This window comes from Streptomyces sp. NPDC006385, from assembly GCF_040612485.1.
Taxonomy (GTDB): domain Bacteria; phylum Actinomycetota; class Actinomycetes; order Streptomycetales; family Streptomycetaceae; genus Streptomyces.
In genome coordinates, this window is record NZ_JBEXQG010000003.1 from 1 (window position 1) to 26,276 (window position 26,276).

Sequence of the window (26,276 nt, forward strand, 5' to 3'; positions counted from 1 at the left end):
GGTCCACCGGGTGAGCTCGCCGATGGCCACGATGACGCCGAAGGCGAGGGCGATGCCGCGCTCGTCGAGCCCGTGGCGCAGGGGGCAGCGCCCCTTCAGGATGGGACGGGTGGGGGCGGCGGGGGCGAGAAACCCGGCCGCGCTTACACGGCCGTCGCGATCACCAGCGCCAACATCCCCAGCCCGAGGACCACCCCCGCCGCGCCGCAGATGATCCCGGCCAGGGCCTGCCCCGGATTCGTCGCCTCGCCCCGGCGTGCCTTACCACGCCCGATCGCACCGAAGATCAGGGCCAGGATGCCCACGACGATCGCCACCGGCCACAGACAGAAGATCACCGCGGAGCTGATCCCGAGCACGAGCCCGGCCGTGCCCATCCCGTTGCTCGGCATGGGCGCCATGCCGGGCCAGCCGTAATAGCCCCCCGCGCCCGGCCCCGGAGCGTAGCCGTGTCCGCCGGGATAGCCGTAGGGCACCTGCCCCGGCCCGTCGGGCGCGATCGGCGGCGGAGGGACGTGCTCGCCGTGCGCGGCGTAGGGACCGGGCGCCGACGGAGGTGCGAAGGGGTTGGCCGGTGGGCCGTGCCGCGTCGGAGTCGTGAGCCCCGGCGGCGCGAAGGGGGCGGCTGTCGAGCCGTACGGCTGCCCCGCCGTGTCCTGCCCCGCAGACGGGTACGTCCACGGCGAGGCCGGCGGCACCGCGTCCCGTGGCTCGGACGGCAGACCCGTGGACGGCATGGACGTGGACGGCATGGACGTGACCGTCTGCTGGTCGTGCACGGACGGCGTGGACCAGGCCGGCGGCTCCTGCGAGGCGATCGTCTGCCCGGGTCCCGCGGGGCCGGAGGGCGTGGCGGGCTCGGCGGATGCGAAAGGCGCGGAAGAGGCTGAGGGCGCGGAGGGCGCGGAAGACGCGGCGGAAGGCGCCTGCGCGTTCACGCTCGGAGCCGCCCACGGGTCCCGCTCGTCGCGAGCGCCCGATCCCCCCGGCACCGCATCACCCCGCGAGCGCTCCGGCTCCTTGTCCAACGAGGTCCTCGACCCCCCGCCCGCACCACCCGACGGCGAAGCCGCGCCCCCCGCGCCCTCCCCTCCCGGCGCCTCGGAGGCTTCCGGTGCCCCCGACTCTCCCGACCCCCTCGACACCCCCGACACCCCCGATACCTCCGGCGCTTCCGGCGTCCGTTCGTCGTCGGACATGCGCGGGACCCCCTCTGTCGTACGTGCCGTCATGCTAAGGCCCCGACTCCGGCGGTACCGTCCCGGCCTACGATGATCCCGAGTCACCGATCAGCCGATCACCCGCGTCCCGCCGCCCACACCCCGGCCGCGGACGCCGTTCCTGGGGAGGAACCTTGACCGACCGTCTCGTCGACCCACACGCCCCGCGCGATCTGAAGGCGTTCATCGCCGGACTGCCCAAGGCCGAACTGCACGTCCACCACGTCGGCTCCGCCTCCCCCCGCATCGTCGCGGAACTGGCCGCCCGCCACCCCGACTCCAAGGTCCCCACCGACCCGGAGGCCCTGGTCGACTACTTCACCTTCACGGACTTCGCCCACTTCATCGAGGTGTACCTGTCCGTAGTGGACCTGATCCGCACTCCGGAGGACGTACGGCTGCTGACCTACGAGGTGGCCCGCGACCTGGCCCGCCAGCAGGTGCGCTACGCCGAGCTGACCATCACGCCGTTCTCCTCCACCCGCCGCGGCATCGAGGCGGGCGCGTTCATGGCCGCGATCGAGGACGCCCGCAAGGCGGCCGAGGCCGAGTTCGGGACCGTCCTGCGCTGGTGCTTCGACATTCCCGGCGAGGCCGGCCTGGAGTCCGCGGAGGAGACCGCGCGGCTCGCCACCGACGACCGCCTGCGCCCGGAGGGCCTGGTCTCCTTCGGGCTCGGCGGGCCCGAGATCGGCGTACCGAGGCCGCAGTTCAAGCCGTACTTCGACCGCGCGATCGCCGCGGGGCTCCACTCCGTGCCGCACGCCGGCGAGACCACCGGACCGGAGACGGTCTGGGACGCCCTCACCCACCTGCGCGCCGAGCGCATCGGGCACGGCACCAGCTCGGCGCAGGACCCGAAGCTGCTCGCGCACCTCGCCGAGCACCGGATCCCGCTGGAGGTGTGCCCGACCTCCAACATCGCCACCCGCGCCGTCCGCGTGATCGAGGAACACCCGATCAAGGAGTTCGTCGAGGCCGGGGTCATCGTCACCGTCAACTCCGACGATCCGCCCATGTTCGGCACCGACCTCAACAACGAGTACGCGGTCGCCGCGCGCCTGCTCGACCTCGACGAGCGGGGCCTGGCCGACCTCGCCAAGAACGCCGTGCACGCGTCCTTCCTCGACGAACCCGGCAAGGCCAGGATCGCCGCCGAGATCGACACGTACACGGCCGACTGGCTCGCCTGAGCCACCACAATGTCCCCATGCAGAACGTGACCGCCGTCGCCCACCGCGGCGACCCCTACCGCGTCCGCGAGAACACGCTCGACTCGCTGCGCTCCGCGCTCCGACTGGGCGCGGACGCGGTGGAGATCGACGTACGCCTCACCAGGGACGGCGTGCCGGTGCTGCTGCACGACGACACGCTGAAGCGGCTGTGGGAGCAGGACCGGCCGCTGCTCGCGCTGTCGGCGGCCGAGGTGCGGGGGCTGACGGCGGGCGGGGTGCCGACGCTTCAGGAGGCGCTGGCGGCGTGTGACGGGAACCGGGTGATGCTCGACCTGCCGGGCACGCCGGATGTGCGGGCGGCGCGCCGAGTCGTGGACGTCGTACGCGAGTGCGGGGCCCAGGACCGCGTGTACTACTGCGCGGGCGCCCCCGCCATGCTCGCCGTGCGCGCCGCCGACCCGGCCGCCGAGATCGCCCTGACCTGGACGACGCTGGCGCCGCCGCGCCCCGCGCTGCTGGACGCGGTACGCCCGCGCTGGCTCAACTACCGCTTCGGCCTCGTCGACCGCGCCCTCACCGAGCGCGTCCACCGCGGTGGCTGTCTGCTGTCCGTCTGGACCCCGGACACCCGGCGCTCCATGCGCCGCCTGCTGGACCTCGGCGTCGACTCGATCACGACGAACCGCCTCGACGTCCTGCTCGGCCTGCGCACCGCTCCCGGGCGAGCAGGCGAGCCGGGCCGCTACACCCGGGAGCGCTGAGGCACCGTCGCCGGATCGGCCGGTGTCCCGCGGGTCACGTACTGCGGCACCGGCGCGGTGTCCTTGCCGTTGTCGCGGACCAGTCCATAGCGGAGGGCGCCCTGTGGGGGGCCGTACAGCACGTCCTCGTTCACCTTGTCCCAGGTCGAGGGGAAGACGGTCAGACCGTAGTCGCAACCGCGTTCGTTCTGGGTGAGGGTGACCGTGCCGTCGAGGTAGAAGTACTCGTTCTGCCACATCTGCTGGGTGCCGTCCGGCAGGACCGCGTAGCCGATGTCGGGGCCGCCCATGCCGGTGACGTAGCCGCGGTCGGAACCGTCCCCGACGACGTCGTCCATACGCCGGCCGCCGCCGGAGGCGACGTGGAAGATCTCGCCCTTCAGGCCGGTCCAGGTCGGCATGACCAGAGCGCCGGGCCGTGAGTGCGGTGAGATCTGCCAGCGCACCAGGACATAGCCCTGACCGCTGAGCGTCACGCTGTCGCCGCGGTGCTGCATCACGGCCTGCCGGCCGCCGGTGCTGGTGATGCCGGACTCGGGGCGGTGCGGGAGGGCCGCGGGCCTGGTGTCGGGCGCGGGGGCCCGGTCGACGGTGTCGACGACCGTGCCGTACAGATCGACCTTCTTCTGCGGCGCCGACGGCGAGGGCGTGGCCGCCGGCGACACGGGCGGCGAGGGCGAGGGCGGGCGGGCCGTGCTCGACGCCGTGGGGGCGGCCACACGCGGTGGGACGTCCGGGGTCTGCGTGACGACGTACGCGCCGCCCGCGACGATCGTCGCGCCGGCCGTCACCGCGACGGCGGGTTGGGTGAGCGCGGCCATCACCTTGGCCGACCAGCCGACGGAGGTCGCCGTGGCCGTGGCCGCGACCGCCGTCTTGCCGCCGAGGGCGAGGGACAGCGTGAAGCCGACCGGGATCGGGACGAGGGCGATGCCGACGAGCAGCCGTTCCGCCGGTACGACGGACTCGCGGGTGTCGCCGCAGTAGCCGCAGCCCCTGATGTGCCGGGCCAGCCGCTTGCGCCAGACGGAGTCGGGGCGGCCGTTCCAGCGGGCGGTCAGGTCGCGCAGGTCGGGGCAGGCGCCGTCCAGCGCCCGTACGATGCCGCGCGCGGTCTCCAGCCGTTCCTTCACGCGCTGGACGCGCACCGCGGCGTGCTGCCGGCTGATCCCGGCCGCCGCGGCCAGTTCGCGCCGGGTCAGCTCGCCCGCGACCTCCAGCCACCACAGCGACAGCAACTGCCGGTCCTCGTCGTCCAGCCAGCGCACGGCCTCCGCGACCTCGCGCCGCTGCCCCTCCAACTGCAGCCGCAGAACGGTGAGTTCGGCGAAGTCGGTGACCTCGTGCGCGGCCGACTCGTCGAGGTGCGCGGTCTGCCTGCGCCGCGCCCGGTCCCGGATCTGCCGCATGGCGATGGCGACGAGCCAGGAGCGGAAGCTGTCCGGGTCCCGCAGCGAGCCGAGGTTGTCGACGGCGCGCAGCATCGTCTCCTGGACGACGTCGTCGACGTCGGCATGGCCGTTCAGGGCGCGTCCGACCACGTTGTAGACCAGCGGCAGCCAGCCCTCGACCAGCTCGTCCAGCGCCTGCCGGTCACCGGCCTGCGCCGCCGCGATGGTGGAGCGCCACTGCCGGCCGGCTCCCTCGTCCACGTACGTCCTCTCCCAGGTCACTTGCTGCCCGTACGCACCTTCTCAGCCTGACCAGCACATCTGGCTATGTCAGAGATCACATTCCGCTTCCGGTACGGGCGAGGCATGGGGGCGGCTCCCGGGTGTGGGGACGGGGGGACGCGAGTGGAGACGCGGTGAAGGGGACGGCGATAACACTTTTTTCGGCAGCGCGCCCCGCGGCCGGTGGCCCGTAAGGGCGAAACCCTTACAACACCCTTGTGCTGAACGGAACTTGCTCCGGGGTTCCCCAGGGTCGGTCCCCTCCTCACCGACGATCCGGCCGGGGCCGTATCGACCGACGATGATCACGGACATCCCGTCGACCTCAGGAGCAGCAGATGCCCGTACGCCCGCTTCCCGCCCTCCTCACCGCCGCGCTCGCCCTGACCCTGACCGCGCTGCCGCTGGCCGGGGCGGCCTCCGCGCGGCCCGCGTCGTCTTCCTCCTGTTCCGCGCAGGCGATCGAAGCCGCGACTCCCGACGGCCCCGACGTCGAGGCACTGTGCGCCGCGCTCGCCGGACTGCCCGACAAGGACGCGACGGCCGCGCTGATCCGCGTCGGCGGCAAGGGGAGCTGGCACGGGGCGGCCGGGGTGCGGGACAGGAGAACCGGGGCCCCGGCACTGGAGAACGCCCGGTTCCGCGCCGGTTCGACGACGAAGATCGTGACCGCGGCGATCGTGCTGCAACTCGCCGCCGAGAAGCGGATCTCGCTGGACGGCACGGTGCAGCGGTATCTGCCCGGCCTGCTCACCGAGGAGTTCGCGCCCATCACCGTACGGCAGTTGCTGGACTTCACGAGCGGTCTCCAGCCGGGGGCGTCCCTCGGTGAGAACGTCGACGACGGCTACGAGCACCGCTTCGAGACGCTGACACCCGAGGAGGTGGTGGCCGCGTCGGTCGCCAAGGGGCCCGATCCCGACCACGCGCCCGGCGAGCACCAGCGGTACGGCAACATCCACTACACCGTGCTGGGCATGCTGATCGAGAAGGTCACCGGGGACTCGTACGCCCACCAGGCGGCCGTACGGATCTTCCGCCCGCTCGGCATGCGGCACACCTCCTTCCCCGACGGCCCCGACCCCCGCGTCCACGGCCCGCACAACCGGGGATACGACTGGATCGACGGCAAGCTGGTCGACGTGACCGAGTGGAACATGTCCGACCGGTTCGCGGCCGGCGACATGATCTCGACGACGGCGGACCTGGAGCGGCTGGTGTTCGCCCTGTTCCGCGGCCGGGTGGTGCCCGAGCCGCTGCTCAAGCGGATGCTCACGGTCCCGGACCTGCCGGGGGCGACGATGGGCATGGGGCTGGAGCGCTTCGAGCTGAACGGGCGGGAGATCTGGGGCAAGACGGGGGCCCGTCCCGGCTATCACACGGTCGTGGCGGCCACCCCGGACCTGTCCCGGACCCTGGTGTACTCCGTCAACTCGACCGACGCGAAGGGTGACGGCCTCGCCATCGTCCAGCGCTTCGGCTTCCCCGCGTTCAACCGCTGACCACGGCACCGGCGGGCGCTGACGGCACGGCCGCCGTCAGCGCCTCCAGCCGCTTGGTCTTCTTCCGTACGACGTACAGCGGGATGACCCCGAAGACGCCGAACGACATGTCGATCACCGTCCACCAGAAGGGGATGCCGCGGATGGGGCCGCAGATGAGGGCGAGCGGGACGATGCCCGCGCAGGCGATCATCCCGAACTCGACGACCCAGATGTTGCGGACCGGGTCGCGGTAGGGGCCGAGGAAGGCGACGGCGATGACGAGATGGGCGAAGGCCAGCCAGTCCGTGCCGTAGAGGAGGAAGGGGTGGTCGGCGTCGGCGGCGTCGAGTCCTCGCCGGACGCGTTCGATCCAGTCCATGAGGCCGGGGAGGTGGTCGGGGGCGGACAGGGCGCGCAACAGGTCCTCGGTCCAGCGCAGTTCGTGGACGAGAGGGAAGGCCGTGGCGCCGCTGAGCACCAGGCAGACGACGAAGAAGGCCAGCCAGACGCGGATGCCCTTGAGCAGGGCGGCTCTGTCGCTCATGCGGGGTAGCGTACGCCCGTTCTTGAACATGTTCAAAACACTTCGGGCGCTCCCCTGGCCCGTACCGACCTCCGCCGTTCGGCGCTTCACGCACCAGCCCTACGATGTCCGCGGCGAACGGAGGAATCATGGGCTTGGACCTGAGCGAGCGGGCCTACCGGGAACAGCAGTGGGCGGCGCGAGCGGCCTTGGCCGCGGCGGGGCTCGCGCTGCTCGTGCCCCTCGCCTACGGCGGGATCGGCGGCGTCCTGCTGCTGGTGGCCGGGGCCGCCGGCCTGGGCCTCAGCGCGGTCGCGGCGTGGTGGGCACTCACCCTGCGCGGCCCGGCCCGCTGGGCGGCCGCCGGCCTGGCCGTGGCGGTGCCGGCCGCCCTGGTCGCCCTGTTCGCGGCCACCCTCTCCTGGGCGCTGCCGATGTCGGTGGCGCTGTGGGCGGTGGCCGTCTGGAGCGGCAAGCGGGCGCTGCAGGGCACGGGGAGTCCTCGGGTACGGGTGATGCGGGAGCGCAAGGCGGTGCCGCCGCAGCGCCCGTATCTGATCATGAACCCCCGTTCGGGCGGCGGGAAGGTGGGGCGCTTCTCGCTCAAGGAGAAGGCCGAACGACTCGGTGCGCAGGTGGCCCTGCTCGACCCGGAGCAGCACCAGGACGTCACCGCCCTGGCCCGCAAGGCCGTGGCCGACGGCGCCGACCTGCTGGGCGTCGCCGGCGGTGACGGCACCCAGGCGCTGGTCGCGGCCGTCGCCGCGGAGCACGACATCCCGTTCCTGGTGATCAGCGCGGGCACCCGCAACCACTTCGCCATGGACCTCGGCCTCGACCGTGACGACCCCGCCACCTGCCTCGACGCGCTCACCGACGGTGTGGAACTCCGCGTCGACCTCGGGTTCGCCGGGGACCGGCCCTTCGTCAACAACGCGTCCTTCGGGGCGTACGCGGCCATCGTGCAGAGCCCCGGCTACCGCGACGACAAGATCGGCACCAGCCTGGAGCTGCTGCCCGACCTGCTCACCCGCCAGCAGGGGCCGCGGCTGACCGCCCGCGCGGGGGACAAGACGCTCACCGCTCCGCACGCCGTGCTGGTCAGCAACAACCCCTACCGCACCGACGACCCCTTCGGAGTCGGCCGCCGTGACTGCCTCGACTCCGCCGTCCTGGGCGTCCTCGGCGTAAGGGTGGACAACGCGGCCGAGGCCGCCGCACTGCTCCTGGACTCCGCGCCGGGCGGCCTCACCATCCTCACCGCGACCGAGGTGGTCATCGAGGCCGACCGCGCGCAGATCGAGGCCGGCATCGACGGTGAGGCCCTCGTCCTGCCCGCCCCGGTCCACTGCCGCATCATGCCGGGCGCCCTGCGCGTCCGCGTCCCCCGCAAACGCCCCGGCGTCCCCCAGCGCGGCCCCCGCCTGGACTGGCGCCGGCTGCGCAAACTGGCGGCGACGGTGGGGCGCACGGCGGTGCACCGACGGCCCTACTTCTGACTCCGCCCGCACCGCGGGGCCGCGTAGGCGGTCCGGTGCGTCAGCTCGGACACGCCGCTTGTCTCACACGGCCCAGCCGGCGGCGGTGGTACGCGCTCTCCCGTACTCAGCCCAGCCGTACGAACCGGGCGCACATCCAGTCGCCGATGACGACGAGATCGCGGCCGGTGCGCTGATGGTTCATCAGGGCCGGGCTCACCTTGCCGAAGAACTCGTCGTCGTTGATCTCCTCGACGCACTCTCGACGGAGATTCCCGTGCGCTTCTCGAAGGCGTCCAGCGTCGGCCGCCGCCTCGCGTCCGCGCCGTCGGTGTCCCTGTACAGCGGCCAGTCGGCCCAGGTCAGCCGCTCACCGGTGGCAGAGGGATCAGCGGCGGCCCGCTCCCCGGGAGGCACGTACGCGGCGGGCACACCACAGCCGGCGAGCCCGCCGAGCACCACGGCCGCGGCATGCCACCGCGGCCCCGGACGGCACTCGACCGATCCGGGGCCGCGCCGTCCCTCAGGGGTACGACGGTCACACGTCCAGGGACGTCATCACGTGCTTGATCCGCGTGTAGTCGTCGAACCCGTACGCCGAGAGATCCTTGCCGTACCCGGACTTCTTGAACCCGCCGTGCGGCATCTCCGCGACCAGCGGAATGTGCGTGTTGATCCACACGCACCCGAAGTCCAGCGCCTTGGACATCCGCATCGCCCGCCCGTGGTCCTTGGTCCACACCGACGACGCGAGCGCGTACTCGACCCCGTTCGCCCACTCGACGGCCTGCGCCTCGTTCGAGAAGGACTGCACGGTGATGACCGGCCCGAAGACCTCCTTCTGGATGATCTCGTCGTCCTGCTTGACGCCCGAGACCACGGTCGGCGCGAAGAAGTAGCCCTTGTCGCCGACCCGCTTGCCACCGGCCTCCACGCGCGCGTGGGCGGGCAGCCGCTCGATGAAGCCCTCGACCTGCTTGAGCTGGTTGGGGTTGTTGAGCGGCCCGAACAGCACGTCCTCGTCGTCCGGCTGACCGGTCTTCGTGTCGGCGGCGGCCTTCGCGAGCGCGGCGACGAACTCGTCGTGGATGGCCTCGTGGACGAGGACGCGGCAGGCGGCCGTACAGTCCTGTCCGGCGTTGAAGAAGCCCGCGACGGAGATGTCCTCGACGGCCTTGGCGATGTCGGTGTCCTCGAAGACGACGACCGGCGCCTTGCCGCCCAGCTCCAGGTGGACCCGCTTGAGGTCCTTCGACGCGGACTCGGCGACCTGCATGCCGGCCCGTACCGACCCGGTGATGGACGCCATGGCCGGGATCTCGTGCTCGACCATCATGCGGCCGGTCTCACGGTCACCGGTGATGACGTTGAAGACGCCCTTGGGCAGGATCGCACCGATGATGTCGGCGATCAGCACGGTCGACGCCGGGGTGGTGTCCGACGGCTTCAGCACGACCGTGTTGCCCGCCGCGATCGCCGGAGCGAACTTCCACACGGCCATCATCATCGGGTAGTTCCAGGGCGCGACCTGGGCGCAGACGCCGACCGGCTCACGGCGGACGATCGAGGTCAGGCCCTCCATGTACTCACCGGCCGAGCGGCCCTCGAGCATCCGCGCCGCACCCGCGAAGAAGCGGATCTGGTCGACCATCGGCGGGATCTCCTCCGACCGGGTGAGCCCGACCGGCTTGCCGGTGTTCTCCACCTCGGCGGCGATCAGTTCCTCGGCGCGCTCCTCGAACGCGTCCGCGATCTTCAGGAGGGCCTTCTGGCGCTCGGCGGGGGTCGTGTCACGCCAGCCGGGAAAGGCCCGGGCGGCGGCCTCCATGGCGGCGTCGACGTCCGCCTTCCCGGACAGCGGCGCGGTCGCGTACGCCTCGCCCGTCGCGGGGTTGACCACCTCGGTGGTCCGTCCGTCGGCGGCGTCCCGGAACTCACCGGCGATGTAATTGCGTAGTTTGCGCAGCCCACGCAGCTCGGTGCTCACTGCCGGCCTCCTGTCAGGTCGAGCTGTCCATTCTCTGAGACACCCACCCTAATCGGCGAGCCCACGTTTTCAACACCCCCACGGGGGCCACTTCTGCGAAATCCGCAGGTCTCAGTCACGTAAACAACGAATTTCATCAATCTGGCCTTGCGGAACTGTCGATACGTCGTGCACAGTGACCTCGTGGCCAGTCGAAGCGCAGAGCACAGGGACTCCCGCGAGTCCAGGAACGGCGGCGGTCCCCAGCTGGACGCCGTCTCCCTCGCCATCATCGAACAACTTCAGGAGGACGGCCGCCGGCCGTACGCCGCCATCGGCAAGGCCGTGGGCCTGTCCGAGGCGGCCGTGCGCCAGCGGGTCCAGAAGCTGCTCGACCAGGGCGTGATGCAGATCGTCGCCGTCACGGACCCGCTCACCGTGGGCTTCCGCCGCCAGGCGATGGTCGGCGTGAACGTCGAGGGCGACGTGGAGTCCGTGGCCGACGCCCTGACCGCCATGTCCGAATGCGAGTACGTGGTGATGACCGCCGGCTCGTTCGACCTGATGGTGGAGATCGTCTGCGAGGACGACGACCACCTCCTGGAGGTCATCAACAGACGCATCCGTGCCGTCCCCGGAGTGCGCTCCACGGAGAGCTTCGTCTACCTCAAGCTCAAGAAGCAGACCTACATGTGGGGAACCCGATAACCGTGAGGACCCGATAACCGTGAGCACCAACAGCCCTCAGGACCTCAGCAGGACCGCGTACGACCACTTGTGGATGCACTTCACCCGCATGTCCTCGTACGAGAACTCCCCCGTCCCCACCATCGTCCGGGGCGAGGGCACCTACATCTACGACGACAAGGGCAAGCGGTACCTCGACGGCCTCGCCGGCCTGTTCGTGGTCCAGGCCGGGCACGGCCGCGTCGAGCTGGCCGAGACCGCCTTCAAGCAGGCGCAGGAGCTGGCGTTCTTCCCGGTCTGGTCCTACGCCCACCCGAAGGCCGTCGAGCTCGCGGAGCGTCTGGCCGGCCACGCGCCGGGCGACCTCAACAAGGTCTTCTTCACCACCGGCGGCGGTGAGGCGGTGGAGACCGCCTGGAAGCTCGCCAAGCAGTACTTCAAACTGGTCGGCAAGCCCACCAAGCACAAGGTGATCTCCCGCGCGGTCGCCTACCACGGCACCCCGCAGGGCGCCCTGTCCATCACCGGCCTGCCCGCCCTGAAGGCCCCGTTCGAGCCCCTGGTCCCCGGCGCCCACAAGGTCCCGAACACCAACATCTACCGCGCCCCGATCCACGGCGACGACCCGGAGGCCTTCGGCCGCTGGGCCGCCGACCAGATCGAGCAGCAGATCCTCTTCGAGGGCCCGGACACGGTCGCCGCGGTCTTCCTGGAGCCGGTGCAGAACGCGGGCGGCTGCTTCCCGCCCCCGCCCGGCTACTTCCAGCGGGTACGCGAGATCTGCGACCAGTACGACGTGCTGCTCGTCTCGGACGAGGTCATCTGCGCCTTCGGCCGCCTCGGCACGATGTTCGCCTGTGACAAGTTCGGCTACGTCCCGGACATGATCACCTGCGCCAAGGGCATGACCTCGGGCTACTCCCCGATCGGCGCGTGCGTCATCTCCGACCGGATCGCCGAGCCCTTCTACAAGGGCGACAACACCTTCCTGCACGGCTACACCTTCGGCGGCCACCCGGTGTCGGCGGCCGTCGGCCTGGCCAACCTCGACCTGTTCGAGCGCGAGGGCCTCAACCAGCACGTCCTCGACAACGAGGCCGCCTTCCGCGCCACGCTGGAGAAGCTGTACGACCTGCCGATCGTCGGCGACGTCCGCGGCAACGGGTTCTTCTACGGCATCGAGCTGGTCAAGGACAAGGCGACGAAGGCGTCCTTCGACGCCGACGAGACCGAGCGCGTCCTGTACGGCTTCCTCTCCAAGAAGCTGTACGAGAACGGCTTGTACTGCCGTGCCGACGACCGCGGCGACCCGGTCGTCCAGCTCGCCCCGCCGCTGGTCTCCAACCAGGAGACGTTCGACGAGATCGAGCAGATCCTGCGCGCGACGCTGACGGAGGCGTGGACCAAGCTCTGACCGCCCGCGACCGTGATCTCCCGCAGGGTTGATCAACACCGGCCCCGGTGCCGCCCGTTCGAGTGAGAAACGGCGGTCCGGGGCCGTGTGCTGTCCGGGGTGCGGGTAACGCCTGCCTAGCGTTCCTGTGACCGATCGGCCGAGCCTTCGTTCCCCCGCACGGGGGATCAGGTACGGGAAACGGATCAGAAGCGAGGTGTACGTCATGGTGGCCCCGCCGGACAACGACGTGCTCTGGGCGCGCGCCCTGCACTTCACGTACAACGACGGCTCGCCCGCCCTCAGCGGGGTCTCGCTCGGTGTCCAGGAGGGTGAGGTCCTCGCCGTCATCGGGCCGCGCGGCAGTGGCAAGACGACTCTCCTTCGGTGTCTGTCCGGCCTGGTGGCACCGCGGCGCGGCGAGGTCTGGTTCAACAGCGTGCCGGTCCACACCATGGGCCCGATGGACCGCGAACGGCTCCGCCGCGACCGCTTCACCTGGATCGACCCCGCTCCGTCCCTCGTCCCCGAGCTGAACGTCTGGGAGAACGCCGCCCTCCCCCTGATGCTGCGCGGCACCAGCCGCCGACGTGCCCGCACGGTCGCGCTGGAGTGGCTGGAGCGCCTGGACGTCGGCGAGGCGGCCCGCAAGCGCCCGCACCAACTGGTCCAGACCGAGCGCCAGCGCGTCTGCGTGGCCCGGGCGCTGGCCCCCTCGCCCACGGTCCTGTTCGCCGACGAGCCGACGGCCCCGCTGCACCGCGCCGACCACATCCAGGTCCTGCGCACCCTGACGACAGCGGCCCGCTCGCACGGCATCACCGTCGTCCTGGCCACCTACGACGCGGACGCGGCGCCCCTCGCCGACCGCACGGTCGGCCTCCTGGACGGGCGGCGCGTGAACACGCTGCACCTGCCCCCGGTCAGCGAGACGGAAGGCCGGGCCGCGTGCTCGCTCTCCGTCTGAGCCACGGTGCCCGGCCCGCCGTACAACTGCGCCGCCTGCTGGTGGCGGCGGCGTCGGCGGGCACCGGCTTCCTGCTGCTGTGCGCCCTGGGTTACGCCATGTCCCACCCGGACTCCCCCGCCGCGTCGCTCCTTCGCCTGGCCTGGTGCGCTCCCCCACTGGCCGCGACGATCCACTTCGCGGTGGCGGTGGCCCGGACCGACCTCGGCACCCGGCCCCGCCCCGGTCTCTCGGCGATCGGCCTGAGCCCGGCCCGTCTGATGGCCGTCTCGGCGACGACCACGGCCCTGTCGTGCACCCTCGGCTCGATGCTGGCCCTGCTGTTCTTCCTGCACCTCCGCGGCGACCTGACGGGCATGCCCTTCGACGGCGCCGCCTCGGAGTTCCTGGCAGCCGACAGCCCCCTGCCGCTGCCGGCCACCTTGACCCTGCTGACGCTGGTACCGGCGATCGCGTCGGTGACGGTGGCGCTGGTCCTGCGCCCGAAGGACCCCGGGTCCGGCGGAACACGGACCGCAGGACAGTCGTACGGCCGCTTCGCAGCGCACGGCAGGTCGGCGGCACGGCAGACGGGCGGGGTGTACGGCCGCTTCGGGGCGCACGGCAGGTCGGTGACACGGGAGACGTTCGGCGCGTACGGGCGGTTCGGGGCGCACCTGAGGCGGGGCGGCGCGGCCACCGACGGCGCCGCGAAGAACGGCACGGGTTCAGCGCATGCGGCGAGAAGCCGAGCCGGTCAGTCTGCGCACGCCCACGCCGCACCGTCCACGGAAGGTCGTGCCGCCGACGCGGCGCCCGTCCCCCAGGAACACGGCACCCCGCAGGCGCCGGCGGGCGAAACTCCGACCCCGACCCCGACCCCGCCCCGGACGCCGGACGCCGACTGGACCGCCGGCTTGGCCCAGCCGGTCTCCGACCTGCACCTCGTCAGCTCCCCGACTCCCCGTCGGCCCCCCGCCGGCCTCCCTTGGGGCGTCGCCGTCCTCGCCGCGGGCCTCGCCGTGGAGTCCTACGCCGGCCGTACGGCGAGCGGCACCGCGCTCACCGTGCCCGCCGTGCTCCCCACCGGCCCCGCCGGAGTCGTGATCGGCTGGCTCCTCACCGCCCTCGGCCTCGCCCTGGCCGCCCCCGGCCTCACCCACCTCTGCGGCCGGCTCCTGCAGTCCGCGCGGCCGGGCGCCCTGCGCCTCCTGGCCGGCCGTGTCCTCATGGCGGAGGCCACCCGTATCGGCCGCCCCCTCGGCATCGTGTGCGCGGCGGCCTCCGCCGCGTACGCCATGGCACCGCTGTCCGGCACGGCGGCCGCCCCGCCCTTCGGCCCGCTCACCACGGTCGGCGTCACCCTGGTGACCTCCTGCACCGTGGCCACACTTCTCACGGCCGCCGTGGAGGCCAAGCAGGCCCGCGCCGACGCCACGGCCGCCCTGCTGCGTCTCGGGGCTCCCACGACGATGCTGCGCAGCGCGGCCGCTCTGCGCGCCGGCGTCCTGCTGGCCGTCTTCGGCCCGCTCACCCTGACCGTGGCCGAGCTGGCGGCGCTGCCCCTGGCGCGCTGACGGCGGAAAACCCGTCGGAAAAAAATCTCCCGTCCGGCGATGAGTTCGGGACGGCACCCCGGTCTACCCCCTCGAACAGCAGCCACCCCGATGGGAGAGACTCCGATGACCAAGGCATACCAGCAGATGATCTTCGTGAACCTGCCCGTGAACGACCTCGACGCCTCGAAGAAGTTCTTCACGGAGCTGGGTTACTCGATCAACGCGCAGTTCAGCGACGAGAACGCGGCCTCCGTCGTGATCAGCGACACCATCGTCGCGATGCTGATCACCAAGCCGTTCTACTCGACCTTCACCGACAAGGAGATCGCGGACGCCACGCGGACCAGCGAAGTGCTGATCGCCCTGAGCGCCGAGAGCCGCGAGCAGGTGGACGAGCTGGTCGAGAAGGCCGTCGCCGCCGGCGGCACCGCGTCGGACAAGGTCCAGGACATGGACTTCATGTACGGCCGCTCCTTCGACGACCTCGACGGCCACACCTGGGAGGTCGTGTGGATGGACCCGGCCGCCATCGAGGGCTGAAGTCCGCCGCCTCTCGCGGGGTGCCTAGCATGGGCGGGTGCAGACGATGCCCGCCCATGCGGCCCACCACAACGACCGTGAGATCGAGACGCTCGAGGAGTTCGACGCGACCGTCTCGGCGCGCGGCAGCCTCGCCGGATTCCGCGTCCAGGCCGTCGACCTGACGGACCGTACGCGCGAACTGCTCACCACGGACACGGCGGGCGCCGTCTTCCTCGGCTGCCCGATGCGCGAGGACGCGGCGGTGAAGATCCGCACCGACGGCGCGCTGGTGTTCCCGCCGATACCGGGCCTGCCCTTCGACCCGTACCGGGGTCTGGTCTACTCCCCCGACGAACTCTTCGCGTCCCTGGCGGACGGCTACGAGGAGACGCCCGACGCCCGCGCGTACGCCTGGTTCCAGCGGACCAAGGAGGACGGGGACATCTACGCCTCCATGCTCCGCGCCGTCCACGACGACTCCGTCTCGGACGCGCTCGACGAACTCCTGTCCGGCGCCCGGGTGGTGGGCGTCATGGGCGGCCACGCGATGCGCCGCGGCACGGCGGAGTACGAGGGCGCCGCGCGGCTCGGCCGGGAGCTGGCCCGCGCGGGATTCACCGTCGCCACCGGGGGCGGCCCGGGCGCCATGGAGGCGGCCAACCTCGGCGCGTACGCCGCCCCGTACGACGACGACATGCTCGCCGACGCCCTCCCGCTCCTGGCGAAGGCGCCCGGGTTCGCGCCCTCGATCACCGAGTGGGCGACGGCCGCCTTCGAGGTGCGCGGCCGCTGGCCGAAGGGGGGCCGTTCCATCGGCATCCCGACCTGGTTCTACGGCCATGAGCCGCCGAACCCCTTCGCCTCCCACATCGCCAAGTACTTCGCCAACGCCACCCGCGAGGACGGCCTCCTGGCCCGGTCGAACGCGGGTGTCGTCTTCCTCCCGGGCGCCGCCGGGACCGTACAGGAGATCTTCGACAACGCGACGCCGAACTACTACGAGTCGCGCGGCGAGCCCACCCCCATGGTCCTGGTGGACCGCGCGCACTGGACGGAGAAGCTGCCGGCGTGGCCGCTGCTGCAGTCGCTCGCCCGGGACCGGTCGATGGAGTCGCGCATCGTCCTGGTCGACGGGATCGAGGAGGCTCCGGAGGCGTTGAAACGTATCGGCGGTTAATAAGACGGCAAAGCCAACGCCTGTGGGCCTCCTACGCGTTGACACTGCTTATGTCACGCTTATAAACCAGTGAGAATCCCGGGGGTGGTGATGACCCATCACCACCCCCGTTCAACCCCCCTCTGTGGTGCAACTCGTAAGGACAAACGTGCCCATAAACCGCCGTATTGTCGCGCGTTCCGTGCGCGCTCTGGGTGTTGCCTCCGCGTCGGCCGCGCTGGCGCTCGGCCTCGCGGGCAACGCGCTCGCGTGCGACATCAGTGAATTCTCCGCCGAAGCCAAGTGCGACGGGGACAAGGGCATCATCACCGTCACCGACGTGGACCCCAGCGGTGTCCCGGCGACCGTCAGCGTGTTCCTGCAGAACAACGGCGCCGACCTGAAGAAGGTCGGCGAACAGGTGGTCAAGGGCTCGCGCGAGGGTGTCACCATCACCTTCGCCGAGAACTGGAAGCCGGACGCCGAGTACCGCGTCCACGTCAAGGCCGCCGGCTATGTCGACGAGGACATCAAGCCGAACCTGACGACGCCGTCCACGGCCTGCAAGAAGGACGAGGAGAAGCCCCCGGCTCCGTCCGACGCCCCGACCCCGTCGGACTCCGCGTCGCCCCCGGCGGAGGAGACCGACACGCCGGCCCCGACGCCCTCGGAGAGCGAGAGCACCGCCCCTGCGGACACCCAGAGCAACGCTCCGTCCCCGGCGGCCGGTGACTCCAACCTCGCCGAGACCGGTGCGAACTCCAACACCGGCCTGATCGCCGGCATCGCGGTCGCCCTGGTCGCGGTCGGCGGTGGCGCGATCTTCTTCGGCCTGCGCCGCCGCGGGGCGAGCAGCGACCGCTGACACGCCGCCCACCGGCACCACCCTTGTGGCCCGCCCCCGTTGCGGGGGCGGGCCGTCGCGTTCCTGGGCGCCGTCCGCCGAGCACCTCCAACTTGACGCTGCCCAGCGGCAGTCGGCGGTACAAGGCGAGCGAGCAATGTCATGCCCCGCACCCTGTGCGCCGGGCGATCAGCCCAGCACGACGATTTCCGCCGCGTCGAACTCCACGCCGACCGCGTCCCCGACCTCCGGCGCGTCCCGCAGCGCACAGGCCGCCTCCAGGCGCGGCGCGTCCTCCGGCTGGAGATGCACGGCGACGTGCGTGCCCTTGAAGGTGCGCGCCGCGACCGTGCAGCGCAGCCCCGCGTCGGCGGCCACGAGCCGCACCCCGGCCGGCCGTACGAGCAGCGTCCGCGTGCCCTGGCCGACGCCCTCGCCCACCGGGAGCTTGCCCCAGGGCGTGTCCGCGGCCTCGCCGGCGACCATGCCCTCGACCACGTTGTCGAACCCGAGGAAGCGGGCCACGAACTCGTCCACCGGCCGCTGCCACACCTGAAGCGGCGTGCCGCTCTGCGCGATCCGCCCGTCCCGCATCACCACGACCCGGTCGGCGAGCGCGAAGGCCTCGCCCTGGTCGTGCGTCACGGCCAGCACGGTGGTGCCCAACCGACCGAACAGCTCCCGGAGTTCGACCACCAGCCGCTCCCGCAGCGAACGGTCGAGCTGGCCCAGCGGCTCGTCCAGCATCAGCAGCCGCGGCCTGGGCGCGAGCGCACGCGCCAGCGCCACCCGCTGCTGCTCACCACCGGAGAGGGAGGCGACGGCACGGCGGGCGGCGCCCGGCAGCCCGACCAGATCGAGCAACTCCCGCACCCGCTCGACCTGTTCACCCTTGGACGCGCCGTGCATCCGCGCCCCGAAGGACACGTTGCCGCCGACGTCGCGCTGCGGGAACAGCTGATGGTCCTGGAACATCAGCCCGACCCCCCGCCGGTGGGCGGGCACCCCGGCCTGGTCCCGCCCGTCGAGCGACACCCGCCCGGCGTCGAGCGGTTGCAGCCCGGCCACCGCCCGCAGCAGCGTCGACTTGCCGCTGCCGCTCGGCCCGAGCACGCACACGATCTCGTGTTCGGCGACGTCCAGGTCGACGGCGTCGAGCACCGCGCGCCCGCCGAAGCGGACGGTCGCGCCTTCCAGGCTCAGCAGCATCTAGAACTCCCCCGTCCGGTCGGTCCGCAGCCGCTCCAGCACCAGCAGCGCCACCGCGCACACCACCATCAGTACCGTCGAAAGGGCCATCGCCTGGCCGTAGTTGAGCTCGCCGGCCCGCCCCAGCAGCCGTGCCACGGCCACCGGCAGCGTCGGGTTGTCGGGCCGCGCGATGAACACCGTCGCCCCGAACTCCCCCAGCGACACGGCGAAGGCGAACCCGGCGGCGATCAGCAGCGCCCGCCGCACCATCGGCAGATCCACCTCACGCCAGACCCGCCACGGCGACGCCCCCAGCACCGACGCCGCCTCCCGCAACCGCTGGTCCACGGCCCGCAGCACGGGCAGCATCGTCCGTACGACGAAGGGCACCCCGACCAGCGCCTGGGCCAGCGGCACCAGGATCCAGGTACCGCGGAGGTCGAGCGGCGGCTCGTCCAGCGCGATCAGGAACCCGAACCCGACCGTCACCGCGGACACCCCGAGCGGCAGCATCAGCAACGCGTCGAAACCCCGTACGAACCGGCCCGCGTCCCGCCGGGTCAGCGCGGCGGCGGCCAGACCGCCGATCAGCACGGCGATGAGGGTGGCGACGACGGCGTACTGGAGCGAGTTGCCGATCGCCTCGATCGGCGCGACGAGGAAGACCCCGCCGTCGGCATCGGTCAGCGCCCGGTAGTAGCCGAAGTCCGGCGCGTCCAGCGACCGCTGGACCAGGACGGCGAGCGGCAGCAGCAGGAGGACGACGATGACGGCGAGGACGCCGGCCAGCAGCGCCCACTGCCCCGCCCCGCGCGGCCGTCGCGCGGTCACGGACGCGTCGACCAGGCGCAGGGCGCTCTCCCGGCGCCGTACCGTCCAGGCGTGCACGGCGAGGATCGCGCCCACCGCCAGGAACTGGATCATCGTCAGGACGGCGGCCGTGGACAGGTCGAAGATCTCGGAGGTCTGCCGGTAGATCTCCACTTCGAGGGTCGAGAAGGTCGGCCCGCCGAGGATCTGGACGACACCGAAGGAGGTGAAGGTGAACAGGAAGACCATGAGCGCGGCGGCGGCCACGGCGGGCGCCAGCGCCGGCAGGGTGACGGTCCGCCAGGCGGTGAGGCGGGACGCCCCGAGCATCCGCGCGGCCTCCTCCTGGCGCGGGTCGAGCTGCGACCAGAGCCCGCCGACCGTCCGTACGACGACGGCGTAGTTGAAGAAGACGTGCGCGAGCAGGATGGCCCACACGGTGGTGTCGAGCCGTACGCCCCACAGCTCGTCGAGAAGGCCGCCGCGGCCGACGAGCGCGAGGAACGCTGTGCCGACGACGACCGTCGGCAGCACGAAGGGGACGGTCACCGCGGCCCGCAGGATCTGCTTGCCGGGGAAGTCGAAGCGGGCGAAGACGTAGGCGCCCGGCAGCGCGATCAGCAGGGTGAGCGCGGTGGAGGCGAGCGCCTGCCAGGTGGTGAACCACAGGACGTGCCGGATGTCGGACTCCCCGAGCACGTCCATGAGGCGCCCGAACTGCCAGACGCCGTCGACCTTCAGACCGCGCGCGACGATGGCGGCGACGGGGTAGGCGAAGAAGACCGCGAAGAACGCGACGGGCACGGCGACGAGGCCGAGCCCCACCGCCGCGCTCCGCGTGACCCGCTTCCGGGGAGCTGCTACTTCAGTACGAGCGAGGTCCACGACTTGACCCAGTCGTCACGGTTGTCGGCGATCTTCGCCGGGTCCATGGTCTCGGGATCCTCGGCCTGCGGTCCGTACTTCACGAACTCCTCCGGCACCTGGGCGCCCTCCCGCACCGGGTAGACGAACATGTTGAGCGGCATGTCGTCCTGGAAGGTCTTGGTGAGCATGAAGTCGAGCAGCGCCTTGCCGCCCTCGGTGTTCTCGGCGTTGCTCAGCAGTCCCGCGTACTCGACCTGGCGGAAGCAGGTGCCGGTCGCCACGCCCGTGGGCGCGGTGCTCGGCTTCGGGTCGGCGTAGATCACCTCGGCGGGCGGCGAGGAGGCGTACGACACGACGAGCGGCCGGTCGGCCTTCGCCTTCTTGCCGCCGGCGGAGCCGGAGAACTCCTCGTTGTACGCCTGCTCCCAGCCGTCGACGACCTTGACGCCGTTGGCCTTGAGCTTCTTCCAGTAGTCCTGCCAGCCGTCGTCGCCGTACTTCGCGGCCGTGCCCAGCAGGAAGCCGAGGCCGGGCGAGGAGGTGGAGGCGTTCTCGGTGACGAGGAGGTTCTTGTACGCGGGCTTGATCAGATCGTCGTACGACGTCGGCGGGGCCAGCTTGTGCTTGCTGAAGTACGCCTTGTCGTAGTTGACGCAGATGTCGCCGGTGTCGATGGGCGTGACCCGGTGCTCGTCCTGGTCGGCGAGGTACTCGGGCTTGATGGTGTCGGCGCCCTTCGGCTCGTACGACTGGAACAGGTCGTTGTCGAGCGCCCGGGAGAGCAGGGTGTTGTCGACGCCGAAGAAGACGTCGCCCTGCGGGTTGTCCTTGGTCAGGATCGCCTTGTTGACGGCCTGACCGGCGTCGCCGTCCTCCAGGACCTTGACCTTGTAGCCGGACTGCTTCTCGAAGGCGGCGAGGACGCTCTTGGAGACGGCCCACGAGTTGTGGCTGACGAGCGTGACGGTCTTGGACCCGCCGCCGCTGCCGTTGCCGCCGTCGCCGTCGGACGACCCGCACGCGGCCAGCGCGGGCAGCGCGACGAGTCCGAAACCGGCGGCGAGGACCGTGGCCTTCTTGGTGATGCTCACTAATTCCTCCTGGAGTGACCAGGAAGAGACGCGGCCCTGCCCGGGGCCTCTGGGGCTCCGGGCAGGGCGCAACAGCTCGAGTGATGACCGATCTCCCTACCCAGAATGACCTGGGCCAGGTTCGGAGGGTCTGCGGCCGGTACCGCACTCTCAGCGCTGTGGCGCTCCCCTGTCGGAATATGCAGATGTTCTTACGGCGGTCAGACTACCGCTCGGTCGCGGCGAGCTGCCCGCATGCCCCGTCGATCTCCTGACCCCGGGTGTCCCGGATCGTCACCGGTACACCATGCGCGGCGATGGCCTCGACGAACGCCTTCTCGTCCTCGGGCCGGGAAGCGGTCCACTTGGAGCCCGGAGTCGGATTCAGCGGAATCAGGTTCACATGCACCGGCTTGCCCTTGAGCAGCCGGCCGAGCCGGTCACCGCGCCATGCCTGGTCGTTGATGTCGCGGATGAGGGCGTACTCGATGGACAGCCGACGCCCCGATCTGGCGACGTACTCGAATCCGGCGTCGAGCACCTCACGCACCTTCCACCGCGTGTTCACGGGGACGAGGGTGTCGCGCAGCTCGTCGTCGGGGGCGTGCAGCGAGATCGCGAGACGGCACTTGAAGCCCTCGTCGGCGAACCGGTGGATGGCCGGGACGAGGCCGACGGTCGAGACGGTGATCCCGCGCTGGGACAGCCCCAGCCCGTCCGGCTCGGGGTCGGTGAGCCGGCGGATGGCGCCCACGACCCGGTTGTAGTTGGCGAGGGGCTCACCCATGCCCATGAAGACGATGTTGGACAGCCGAGCGGGCCCGCCGGGCACCTCACCGTCCCGCAGCGCCCGCATCCCGTCCACGATCTGGTGGACGATCTCGGCGGTCGACAGATTCCGGTCCAGCCCCGCCTGCCCGGTCGCGCAGAACGGGCAGTTCATCCCGCATCCCGCCTGCGAGCTGATGCACATGGTCACCCGGTCCGGGTACCGCATCAGCACCGACTCGACGAGCGTCCCGTCGAACAGCCGCCACAGCGTCTTGCGGGTGTCGCCCTGGTCGGTCGACAGATGCCGTACGACGGTCATGAGCTCGGGAAAGAGCTCCTCCCGCAGCTTGGCGCGCGCACCGGCGGGGATGTCGGTCCACTGCTCCGGGTCGTGCGCGTACCGCGCGAAGTAGTGCTGCGAGAGCTGTTTGGCGCGAAACGGCTTCTCGCCGATCGCTGCGACGGCGTCCTTGCGCTCACCGGGCGTGAGATCGGCAAGATGCCGCGGCGGCTTCTTGGCTCCGCGCGGGGCGACGAAAGTGAGTTCTCCGGGTGCAGGCATAACCCTTCCAGTGTGGCAGATCAACTGCGGGTGCCCAGGCCGGAGCGGGGTGGGGGCGGTCACCTGTGGATGTCGACTGTCAGCATTGCGTCGGTCGGCCTTGCACGGCCCAGGGACGGCCCAGGACTCAGTCAGCCCTCGACCGGCCGCGCCCAGGCAGCGGCACCACCGCCCGTCACTCCATCTGCACGGGAGCGACCGGGAGCTGTTCCCTGTAGGGCCACGTGAAGGTGCGGTCGGGTTCGAGGTGGGCGTCTCCCCAGTGGATGGCATGGATGCCGTTTTCGGCGTCAGCCGTGAAGAACACACAGACCAACCTGGTGGAAGCTCCGAGCTCCTCGAACGCTTCGTGCAGCCCCAGGTACTCCTCACTCGCCAAGTCCTCATCGACGTCGAACAGACCTTCCGGAGGCTGCGGCCCGTGCGCCCGGAACAGCCGCTGCCGAGTGGGCGACGCATTAGCGGGCAACCGCGCTCGATCCAAGGGCCTCGGCCTGTCCGCGTACCGGAACGGGAAGAGTGCGTGATCGTTGATCACCGCATACTCATATCCGCGGACGTCTCGCACGGCTTCCCCCAGCTCCCGCGCCGTCTCCGCCAGGTTCTCGCGCACCACCCCCGCAAGGGCGACCCCGTACGGACTCCGCTTCTTCAGCCCCGCGGCGAGGTGCGCGGCATGAGCCTTCGCGTGTGCCTTGGCCAGTTGCACCGGGACTGCGGCGGCAAGCGCGCCGGCATGCCGCCCGAACCGCTCTACGGCCCAGGCCGACGGCCCTACCGGATAGCCACCCCACACCGACATGAAGTTGCTCCCCTCCCCAAGGTCCCGCCTTTGAACTGTGTGACACGTACACGAAGGGCACACAAGGGGGCGATCTGGCCAGGAGGCTGGCGCACGCTTGTTTCTCATCAGGGTCAAGAACATGAGATGCCGGGACAGCGAGCAGAGCCTTGTGCTGGAATATCCAGTCACAGCGGTCGCTAACCTCACGATAAGCCGACGCGAATGGAATGGACGTGACCGGGCCTACAGCAGATGACCTCGACAAGGATCAGCTCGATCAACTTCACGCAGCAACAACTAAGGCTTCCGAAGCCTGCCTAGAACTGAAAAAGTTATGTGCTCTGATTCTGGCCCCCGTCGGAACTGTCGTCGCTTCCTTCGGCGATAAAAAGCCGGGGCCTTCATTGTTCGTGGCCGGACTTTTGGTGATCATTGGATTCTGGATAGCCGACAGCTTTAGTTACTATTACCAAAGGAAGCTCCGGGGGCTCATGATCCCAATCTGGCATCGCAGGGCGGATCGCTGCGGCGTTCCGCACTCATTGGTCCCCAGCTCGGGCAAAGTCAAGCCTTGGCGGGCAGCCTTCAATGCATCGATGGCGTACTATCTAATCCTTGCGCTGCTGTTCGTTGTGGCGGCGTGGGCCTACGTGGTTGGCTGGCTGGACGGATAGGGTGTCACCAAATGCGCTACTTCGTTAGCTACGCGAGGCGCGACAACAGCACGGAGCGCTTGCGTGAAATCGGAGCGTTTTTGAGTTGCACCGCCAGTGACGTTTATATAGACGATCTAGAGCCTCACCTGTCGGGTGCAGATAGGGTGCAAGTAGTAGTCGACGCGCTTGCGCTAGCGGATGTCTTCGTAGCCGTGGAATCGAGTAACTACCTCAAGTCGGAATGGACTCGTTGGGAATTCGAGACGGCATTTCGTATGGGGATCGAAGTTGTTGCACTGCGTTCGACATCAACTCTGGTCCGCGCTGCCGACCTCGATTGGCCATGGCCGAATTACTCGCTGACTGGCGGCGCAGCGCATCCCCAGTAGGTCGGCGGAGCGGCTTTGGGCTGGAGCTGCTTCGGGTCGAGTGATCATGGCCCCGTAAGCTTCCGGCGAGCCGGGCAGTCTGTGGACCTGCCCGTTACCCGGGGACGACGACGGAGGAGTCCGCCCAGCTCAAGGCAAAAGATCTGGCGGCACCTCAACCGCCAGGGCCACGAGGTGGCCCGCTGCACCGTCGAGCGCCTGATGCGCGAGATCGGCATCGCCGGCGCGGTGCGCGGCAAGAAGGTGATCACCACCCTCCCGGACCCGGCCGCCGCCAAGGCCCGGACCGCATCGACCGCGACTTCGTCGCCCCGGCCCCCAACCGCACCTGGGTGGCCGACTTCACCCACGTCGCTGCCTGGGCGGGCGTCGTCTATGCCGCGTTCGTCGTGGACACCTTCTCCCGCCGCATCGTCGGCTGGTCCGCATCGATGTCAAGGAGACCCAACTTGTCCTGGACGCCTTGGACATGGGGCTGTGGCAGCGCGACCGCGACCGCCGCCCGCCCGTCCCCGGCGAGCTGGTTCACCACTCCGATGCAGGGTCGCAATACACGTCATTCCGCCTGGCTGAACACCTTGATGCGGCCCGGATCGCGGCCTCGATCGGCTCGGTCGGCGACGCCTACGACAACGCCCTCATGGAGTCCACGATCGGCCTGTTCAAGACCGAGGTCATCAAGCCGCAGCGGCCGTGGAAGACGCTCTCCCACGTCGAGCTCGCCACCGCCGAGTGGGTCGACTGGTACAACCACCGCCGGCTCCACGGTGAGATAGGGCGCATCCCGCCCGACGAATACGAAGCCAACTACTACCAAGCAACCACGAAACCCCAGCCCACAGCCACCAACTGAGATCTCCAACGAACCCGGGGCGGTTCATCTCGGTCGTCGGCGATAAGTCCTGTCCCATCTGGCACAGTGCCCGGTCCGTACGGGTGCGGTTTTCCGCAGGGTGAGTACTGCGGAAAACACCACCGGACCGGACGGCAATCCGCATACCGCCGCTGAGCTGCGGTTTCTAGCTTGGAGGCCAGTCGGGGTGCTTGCCCCGGCCGACCCGCCAGCTGGGAGACTCGCATGCACCTCATGACCTTGGCTCTGCCGCATGAACCCGCCGACGGCATCGCGGGCTGGGCCGCCGATCTCGTCGACACCCTGGGCGGCCCCGGAGCCGGCCTGGCCATCGCGCTGGAAAACCTCTTCCCACCGCTGCCGAGCGAGGTGATCCTGCCGCTGACCGGGTTCGCCGCCGGGCAGGGAGTTCTCACCCTGGCCTCAGCGCTGTTCTGGACCACGCTCGGCTCCGTGGCAGGAGCCGTGGTCCTCTACTGGATCGGCATGGTCTTCGGCCGTGAACGCATGCACGCGATCTGGGCGAAGCTGCCGCTGGTGAAGGCTTCCGACCTGGAGCGCACGGAGCAGTGGTTCGTGAAGCACGGAACCAAGGCGGTCTTCCTCGGCCGCATGGTGCCGATCTTCCGCAGCCTCATCTCCGTCCCCGCCGGGGTGGAGCGCATGCCCCTGGCCGTGTTCGTCATGCTGACCACGCTCGGCAGCCTGATCTGGAACTCCGTCCTGGTGACGGCCGGTTACTGGCTGGGCGACCAGTGGGAGGTGGTGGAGACCTACGTCGGGATCCTCTCCAAGGCGGTGCTGATCCTGGTGGTCGCCGCCTTTGCGGGCTACGTGGCCGTACGGCTGCGCGGCCGCAACCAGGCCCAGCACCGCCGCACTTCCTGACACACCGCAGGCAGGCTCGCACAGTGGCCCCGCCCAGCGCACAGCCTG

At 70.6% G+C, this 26,276-nt stretch carries 23 protein-coding genes, 2 pseudogenes and 1 riboswitch; of the genes and pseudogenes, 15 read left to right on the forward strand and 10 right to left on the reverse strand.

The features are described from left to right. Window positions 1-143: 143 nt before the first annotated feature. Window positions 144-752, reverse strand: a complete 609-nt coding sequence (locus tag ABZ078_RS02655; RefSeq protein ID WP_356570907.1) for a DUF4190 domain-containing protein — start codon at window positions 750-752, stop codon at window positions 144-146. A 536-nt stretch (window positions 753-1,288) separates the two neighbouring features. On the opposite strand from ABZ078_RS02655, the gene ABZ078_RS02660 reads away from it, so the two are divergent. Then, on the forward strand, window positions 1,289-2,413 hold the full coding sequence (locus ABZ078_RS02660; protein ID WP_356571295.1) for an adenosine deaminase: 1,125 nt from the start codon (window positions 1,289-1,291) through the stop codon (window positions 2,411-2,413). A 17-nt stretch (window positions 2,414-2,430) separates the two neighbouring features. Next, window positions 2,431-3,156 (forward strand): glycerophosphodiester phosphodiesterase, encoded by a 726-nt coding sequence (locus ABZ078_RS02665; protein ID WP_356570909.1) that lies wholly within the window; start codon window positions 2,431-2,433, stop codon window positions 3,154-3,156. Here ABZ078_RS02665 and ABZ078_RS02670 read toward each other — a convergent pair. Continuing rightward, the gene (locus ABZ078_RS02670) at window positions 3,138-4,829 is read right to left on the reverse strand and encodes a sigma-70 family RNA polymerase sigma factor (RefSeq protein ID WP_356570911.1); all 1,692 of its coding nucleotides are present in this window, start codon (window positions 4,827-4,829) and stop codon (window positions 3,138-3,140) included. The genes ABZ078_RS02665 and ABZ078_RS02670 overlap by 19 nt on opposite strands. A gap of 338 nt (window positions 4,830-5,167) precedes the next feature. Here ABZ078_RS02670 and ABZ078_RS02675 point away from each other — a divergent pair, with 338 nt between their 5' ends. Further along, window positions 5,168-6,331: a serine hydrolase domain-containing protein gene (locus tag ABZ078_RS02675; RefSeq protein ID WP_356570913.1), complete on the forward strand. Its 1,164-nt coding sequence runs from the start codon at window positions 5,168-5,170 to the stop codon at window positions 6,329-6,331. On the opposite strand, the gene ABZ078_RS02680 is transcribed toward ABZ078_RS02675, so the two are convergent. Beyond that, window positions 6,321-6,857: a hypothetical protein gene (locus ABZ078_RS02680; RefSeq protein ID WP_356570915.1), complete on the reverse strand. Its 537-nt coding sequence runs from the start codon at window positions 6,855-6,857 to the stop codon at window positions 6,321-6,323. The two genes, ABZ078_RS02675 and ABZ078_RS02680, sit on opposite strands and share 11 nt — an antisense overlap. Before the next feature lie 128 nt (window positions 6,858-6,985). On the opposite strand from ABZ078_RS02680, the gene ABZ078_RS02685 reads away from it, so the two are divergent. Further along, on the forward strand, window positions 6,986-8,335 hold the full coding sequence (locus ABZ078_RS02685; RefSeq protein ID WP_356570917.1) for a diacylglycerol kinase family protein: 1,350 nt from the start codon (window positions 6,986-6,988) through the stop codon (window positions 8,333-8,335). Between the two features lie 109 nt (window positions 8,336-8,444). Here ABZ078_RS02685 and ABZ078_RS02690 read toward each other — a convergent pair. Next, window positions 8,445-8,841, reverse strand: a pseudogene (locus tag ABZ078_RS02690) (spermidine/putrescine ABC transporter substrate-binding protein); the annotation flags it as partial. A gap of 11 nt (window positions 8,842-8,852) precedes the next feature. Next, window positions 8,853-10,301, reverse strand: coding sequence for a gamma-aminobutyraldehyde dehydrogenase (locus ABZ078_RS02695; protein WP_356570919.1), 1,449 nt, complete (start codon window positions 10,299-10,301; stop codon window positions 8,853-8,855). 168 nt (window positions 10,302-10,469) lie between these two features. Here ABZ078_RS02695 and ABZ078_RS02700 point away from each other — a divergent pair, with 168 nt between their 5' ends. From ABZ078_RS02700 to ABZ078_RS02730, 7 genes are all read left to right on the forward strand, one after another. Then, the gene (locus tag ABZ078_RS02700; protein ID WP_356570921.1) at window positions 10,470-10,988 is read left to right on the forward strand and encodes an Lrp/AsnC family transcriptional regulator; all 519 of its coding nucleotides are present in this window, start codon (window positions 10,470-10,472) and stop codon (window positions 10,986-10,988) included. Window positions 10,989-11,007: 19 nt separating this feature from the next. Next, window positions 11,008-12,381: an aspartate aminotransferase family protein gene (locus tag ABZ078_RS02705; RefSeq protein WP_356570923.1), complete on the forward strand. Its 1,374-nt coding sequence runs from the start codon at window positions 11,008-11,010 to the stop codon at window positions 12,379-12,381. Window positions 12,382-12,586: 205 nt separating this feature from the next. Beyond that, window positions 12,587-13,327 (forward strand): ATP-binding cassette domain-containing protein, encoded by a 741-nt coding sequence (locus ABZ078_RS02710; RefSeq protein ID WP_356570924.1) that lies wholly within the window; start codon window positions 12,587-12,589, stop codon window positions 13,325-13,327. After that, window positions 13,309-14,883 carry a hypothetical protein gene (locus tag ABZ078_RS02715; RefSeq protein WP_356570926.1) on the forward strand — a complete coding sequence of 525 codons (1,575 nt, stop codon included), beginning with the start codon at window positions 13,309-13,311 and terminating at the stop codon, window positions 14,881-14,883. Before ABZ078_RS02710 ends, ABZ078_RS02715 begins: the two co-directional genes overlap by 19 nt. A gap of 105 nt (window positions 14,884-14,988) precedes the next feature. After that, window positions 14,989-15,405 carry a VOC family protein gene (locus tag ABZ078_RS02720; protein WP_356570928.1) on the forward strand — a complete coding sequence of 139 codons (417 nt, stop codon included), beginning with the start codon at window positions 14,989-14,991 and terminating at the stop codon, window positions 15,403-15,405. Between the two features lie 37 nt (window positions 15,406-15,442). Next, window positions 15,443-16,564: an LOG family protein gene (locus ABZ078_RS02725; RefSeq protein ID WP_356570930.1), complete on the forward strand. Its 1,122-nt coding sequence runs from the start codon at window positions 15,443-15,445 to the stop codon at window positions 16,562-16,564. Window positions 16,565-16,745: 181 nt separating this feature from the next. Beyond that, on the forward strand, window positions 16,746-17,408 hold the full coding sequence (locus ABZ078_RS02730; protein ID WP_356570932.1) for an LAETG motif-containing sortase-dependent surface protein: 663 nt from the start codon (window positions 16,746-16,748) through the stop codon (window positions 17,406-17,408). 168 nt (window positions 17,409-17,576) lie between these two features. Here the strand turns inward: ABZ078_RS02730 and ABZ078_RS02735 are convergent, their stop codons facing one another. The 5 genes from ABZ078_RS02735 to ABZ078_RS02755 all read right to left on the reverse strand — a co-directional run bounded on the left by ABZ078_RS02735 (window position 17,577) and on the right by ABZ078_RS02755 (window position 23,460). Continuing rightward, complete coding sequence (locus ABZ078_RS02735; protein ID WP_356570933.1) at window positions 17,577-18,596, reverse strand: ABC transporter ATP-binding protein; 1,020 nt, start codon at window positions 18,594-18,596, stop codon at window positions 17,577-17,579. Further along, window positions 18,597-20,273, reverse strand: coding sequence for an iron ABC transporter permease (locus ABZ078_RS02740; RefSeq protein ID WP_356570935.1), 1,677 nt, complete (start codon window positions 20,271-20,273; stop codon window positions 18,597-18,599). Next, the gene (locus tag ABZ078_RS02745; RefSeq protein ID WP_356570937.1) at window positions 20,249-21,346 is read right to left on the reverse strand and encodes a thiamine ABC transporter substrate-binding protein; all 1,098 of its coding nucleotides are present in this window, start codon (window positions 21,344-21,346) and stop codon (window positions 20,249-20,251) included. The genes ABZ078_RS02740 and ABZ078_RS02745 overlap by 25 nt, the downstream gene beginning before the upstream one ends. Before the next feature lie 75 nt (window positions 21,347-21,421). Next, window positions 21,422-21,527, reverse strand: a riboswitch (TPP riboswitch). Window positions 21,528-21,551: 24 nt separating this feature from the next. Then, the gene (gene rlmN / locus ABZ078_RS02750) at window positions 21,552-22,658 is read right to left on the reverse strand and encodes a 23S rRNA (adenine(2503)-C(2))-methyltransferase RlmN (RefSeq protein ID WP_356570939.1); all 1,107 of its coding nucleotides are present in this window, start codon (window positions 22,656-22,658) and stop codon (window positions 21,552-21,554) included. 175 nt (window positions 22,659-22,833) lie between these two features. Continuing rightward, a complete protein-coding gene (locus ABZ078_RS02755) occupies window positions 22,834-23,460 on the reverse strand; it encodes a hypothetical protein (RefSeq protein ID WP_356570941.1) in 627 nt (208 codons plus the stop codon). A 215-nt stretch (window positions 23,461-23,675) separates the two neighbouring features. Between ABZ078_RS02755 and ABZ078_RS02760 the strand changes: the two genes are divergently transcribed. From ABZ078_RS02760 to ABZ078_RS02775, 4 genes and pseudogenes are all read left to right on the forward strand, one after another. Next, the gene (locus tag ABZ078_RS02760; protein ID WP_356570943.1) at window positions 23,676-24,116 is read left to right on the forward strand and encodes a hypothetical protein; all 441 of its coding nucleotides are present in this window, start codon (window positions 23,676-23,678) and stop codon (window positions 24,114-24,116) included. Between the two features lie 11 nt (window positions 24,117-24,127). Continuing rightward, a complete protein-coding gene (locus ABZ078_RS02765; RefSeq protein ID WP_356570945.1) occupies window positions 24,128-24,487 on the forward strand; it encodes a toll/interleukin-1 receptor domain-containing protein in 360 nt (119 codons plus the stop codon). Between the two features lie 135 nt (window positions 24,488-24,622). After that, window positions 24,623-25,340, forward strand: a pseudogene (locus tag ABZ078_RS02770) (IS3 family transposase); the annotation flags it as partial. A 225-nt stretch (window positions 25,341-25,565) separates the two neighbouring features. Then, complete coding sequence (locus tag ABZ078_RS02775; RefSeq protein ID WP_356570947.1) at window positions 25,566-26,228, forward strand: DedA family protein; 663 nt, start codon at window positions 25,566-25,568, stop codon at window positions 26,226-26,228. Window positions 26,229-26,276 lie beyond the last annotated feature (48 nt).

What these genes read in the sequence shown, in the direction of transcription:
- ABZ078_RS02655 (WP_356570907.1), bottom strand. Translation starts at nt 752, where the DNA reads ATGCCGTCCACGTCCATGCCGTCCACGGGTCTGCCGTCCGAGCCACGG.
- ABZ078_RS02665 (WP_356570909.1), top strand. Translation starts at nt 2,431, where the DNA reads ATGCAGAACGTGACCGCCGTCGCCCACCGCGGCGACCCCTACCGCGTC.
- ABZ078_RS02675 (WP_356570913.1), top strand. Translation starts at nt 5,168, where the DNA reads ATGCCCGTACGCCCGCTTCCCGCCCTCCTCACCGCCGCGCTCGCCCTG.
- ABZ078_RS02680 (WP_356570915.1), bottom strand. Translation starts at nt 6,857, where the DNA reads ATGAGCGACAGAGCCGCCCTGCTCAAGGGCATCCGCGTCTGGCTGGCC.
- ABZ078_RS02685 (WP_356570917.1), top strand. Translation starts at nt 6,986, where the DNA reads ATGGGCTTGGACCTGAGCGAGCGGGCCTACCGGGAACAGCAGTGGGCG.
- ABZ078_RS02710 (WP_356570924.1), top strand. Translation starts at nt 12,587, where the DNA reads ATGGTGGCCCCGCCGGACAACGACGTGCTCTGGGCGCGCGCCCTGCAC.
- ABZ078_RS02720 (WP_356570928.1), top strand. Translation starts at nt 14,989, where the DNA reads ATGACCAAGGCATACCAGCAGATGATCTTCGTGAACCTGCCCGTGAAC.
- ABZ078_RS02735 (WP_356570933.1), bottom strand. Translation starts at nt 18,596, where the DNA reads ATGCTGCTGAGCCTGGAAGGCGCGACCGTCCGCTTCGGCGGGCGCGCG.
- rlmN (WP_356570939.1), bottom strand. Translation starts at nt 22,658, where the DNA reads ATGCCTGCACCCGGAGAACTCACTTTCGTCGCCCCGCGCGGAGCCAAG.
- ABZ078_RS02755 (WP_356570941.1), bottom strand. Translation starts at nt 23,460, where the DNA reads ATGTCGGTGTGGGGTGGCTATCCGGTAGGGCCGTCGGCCTGGGCCGTA.
- ABZ078_RS02765 (WP_356570945.1), top strand. Translation starts at nt 24,128, where the DNA reads ATGCGCTACTTCGTTAGCTACGCGAGGCGCGACAACAGCACGGAGCGC.
- ABZ078_RS02775 (WP_356570947.1), top strand. Translation starts at nt 25,566, where the DNA reads ATGCACCTCATGACCTTGGCTCTGCCGCATGAACCCGCCGACGGCATC.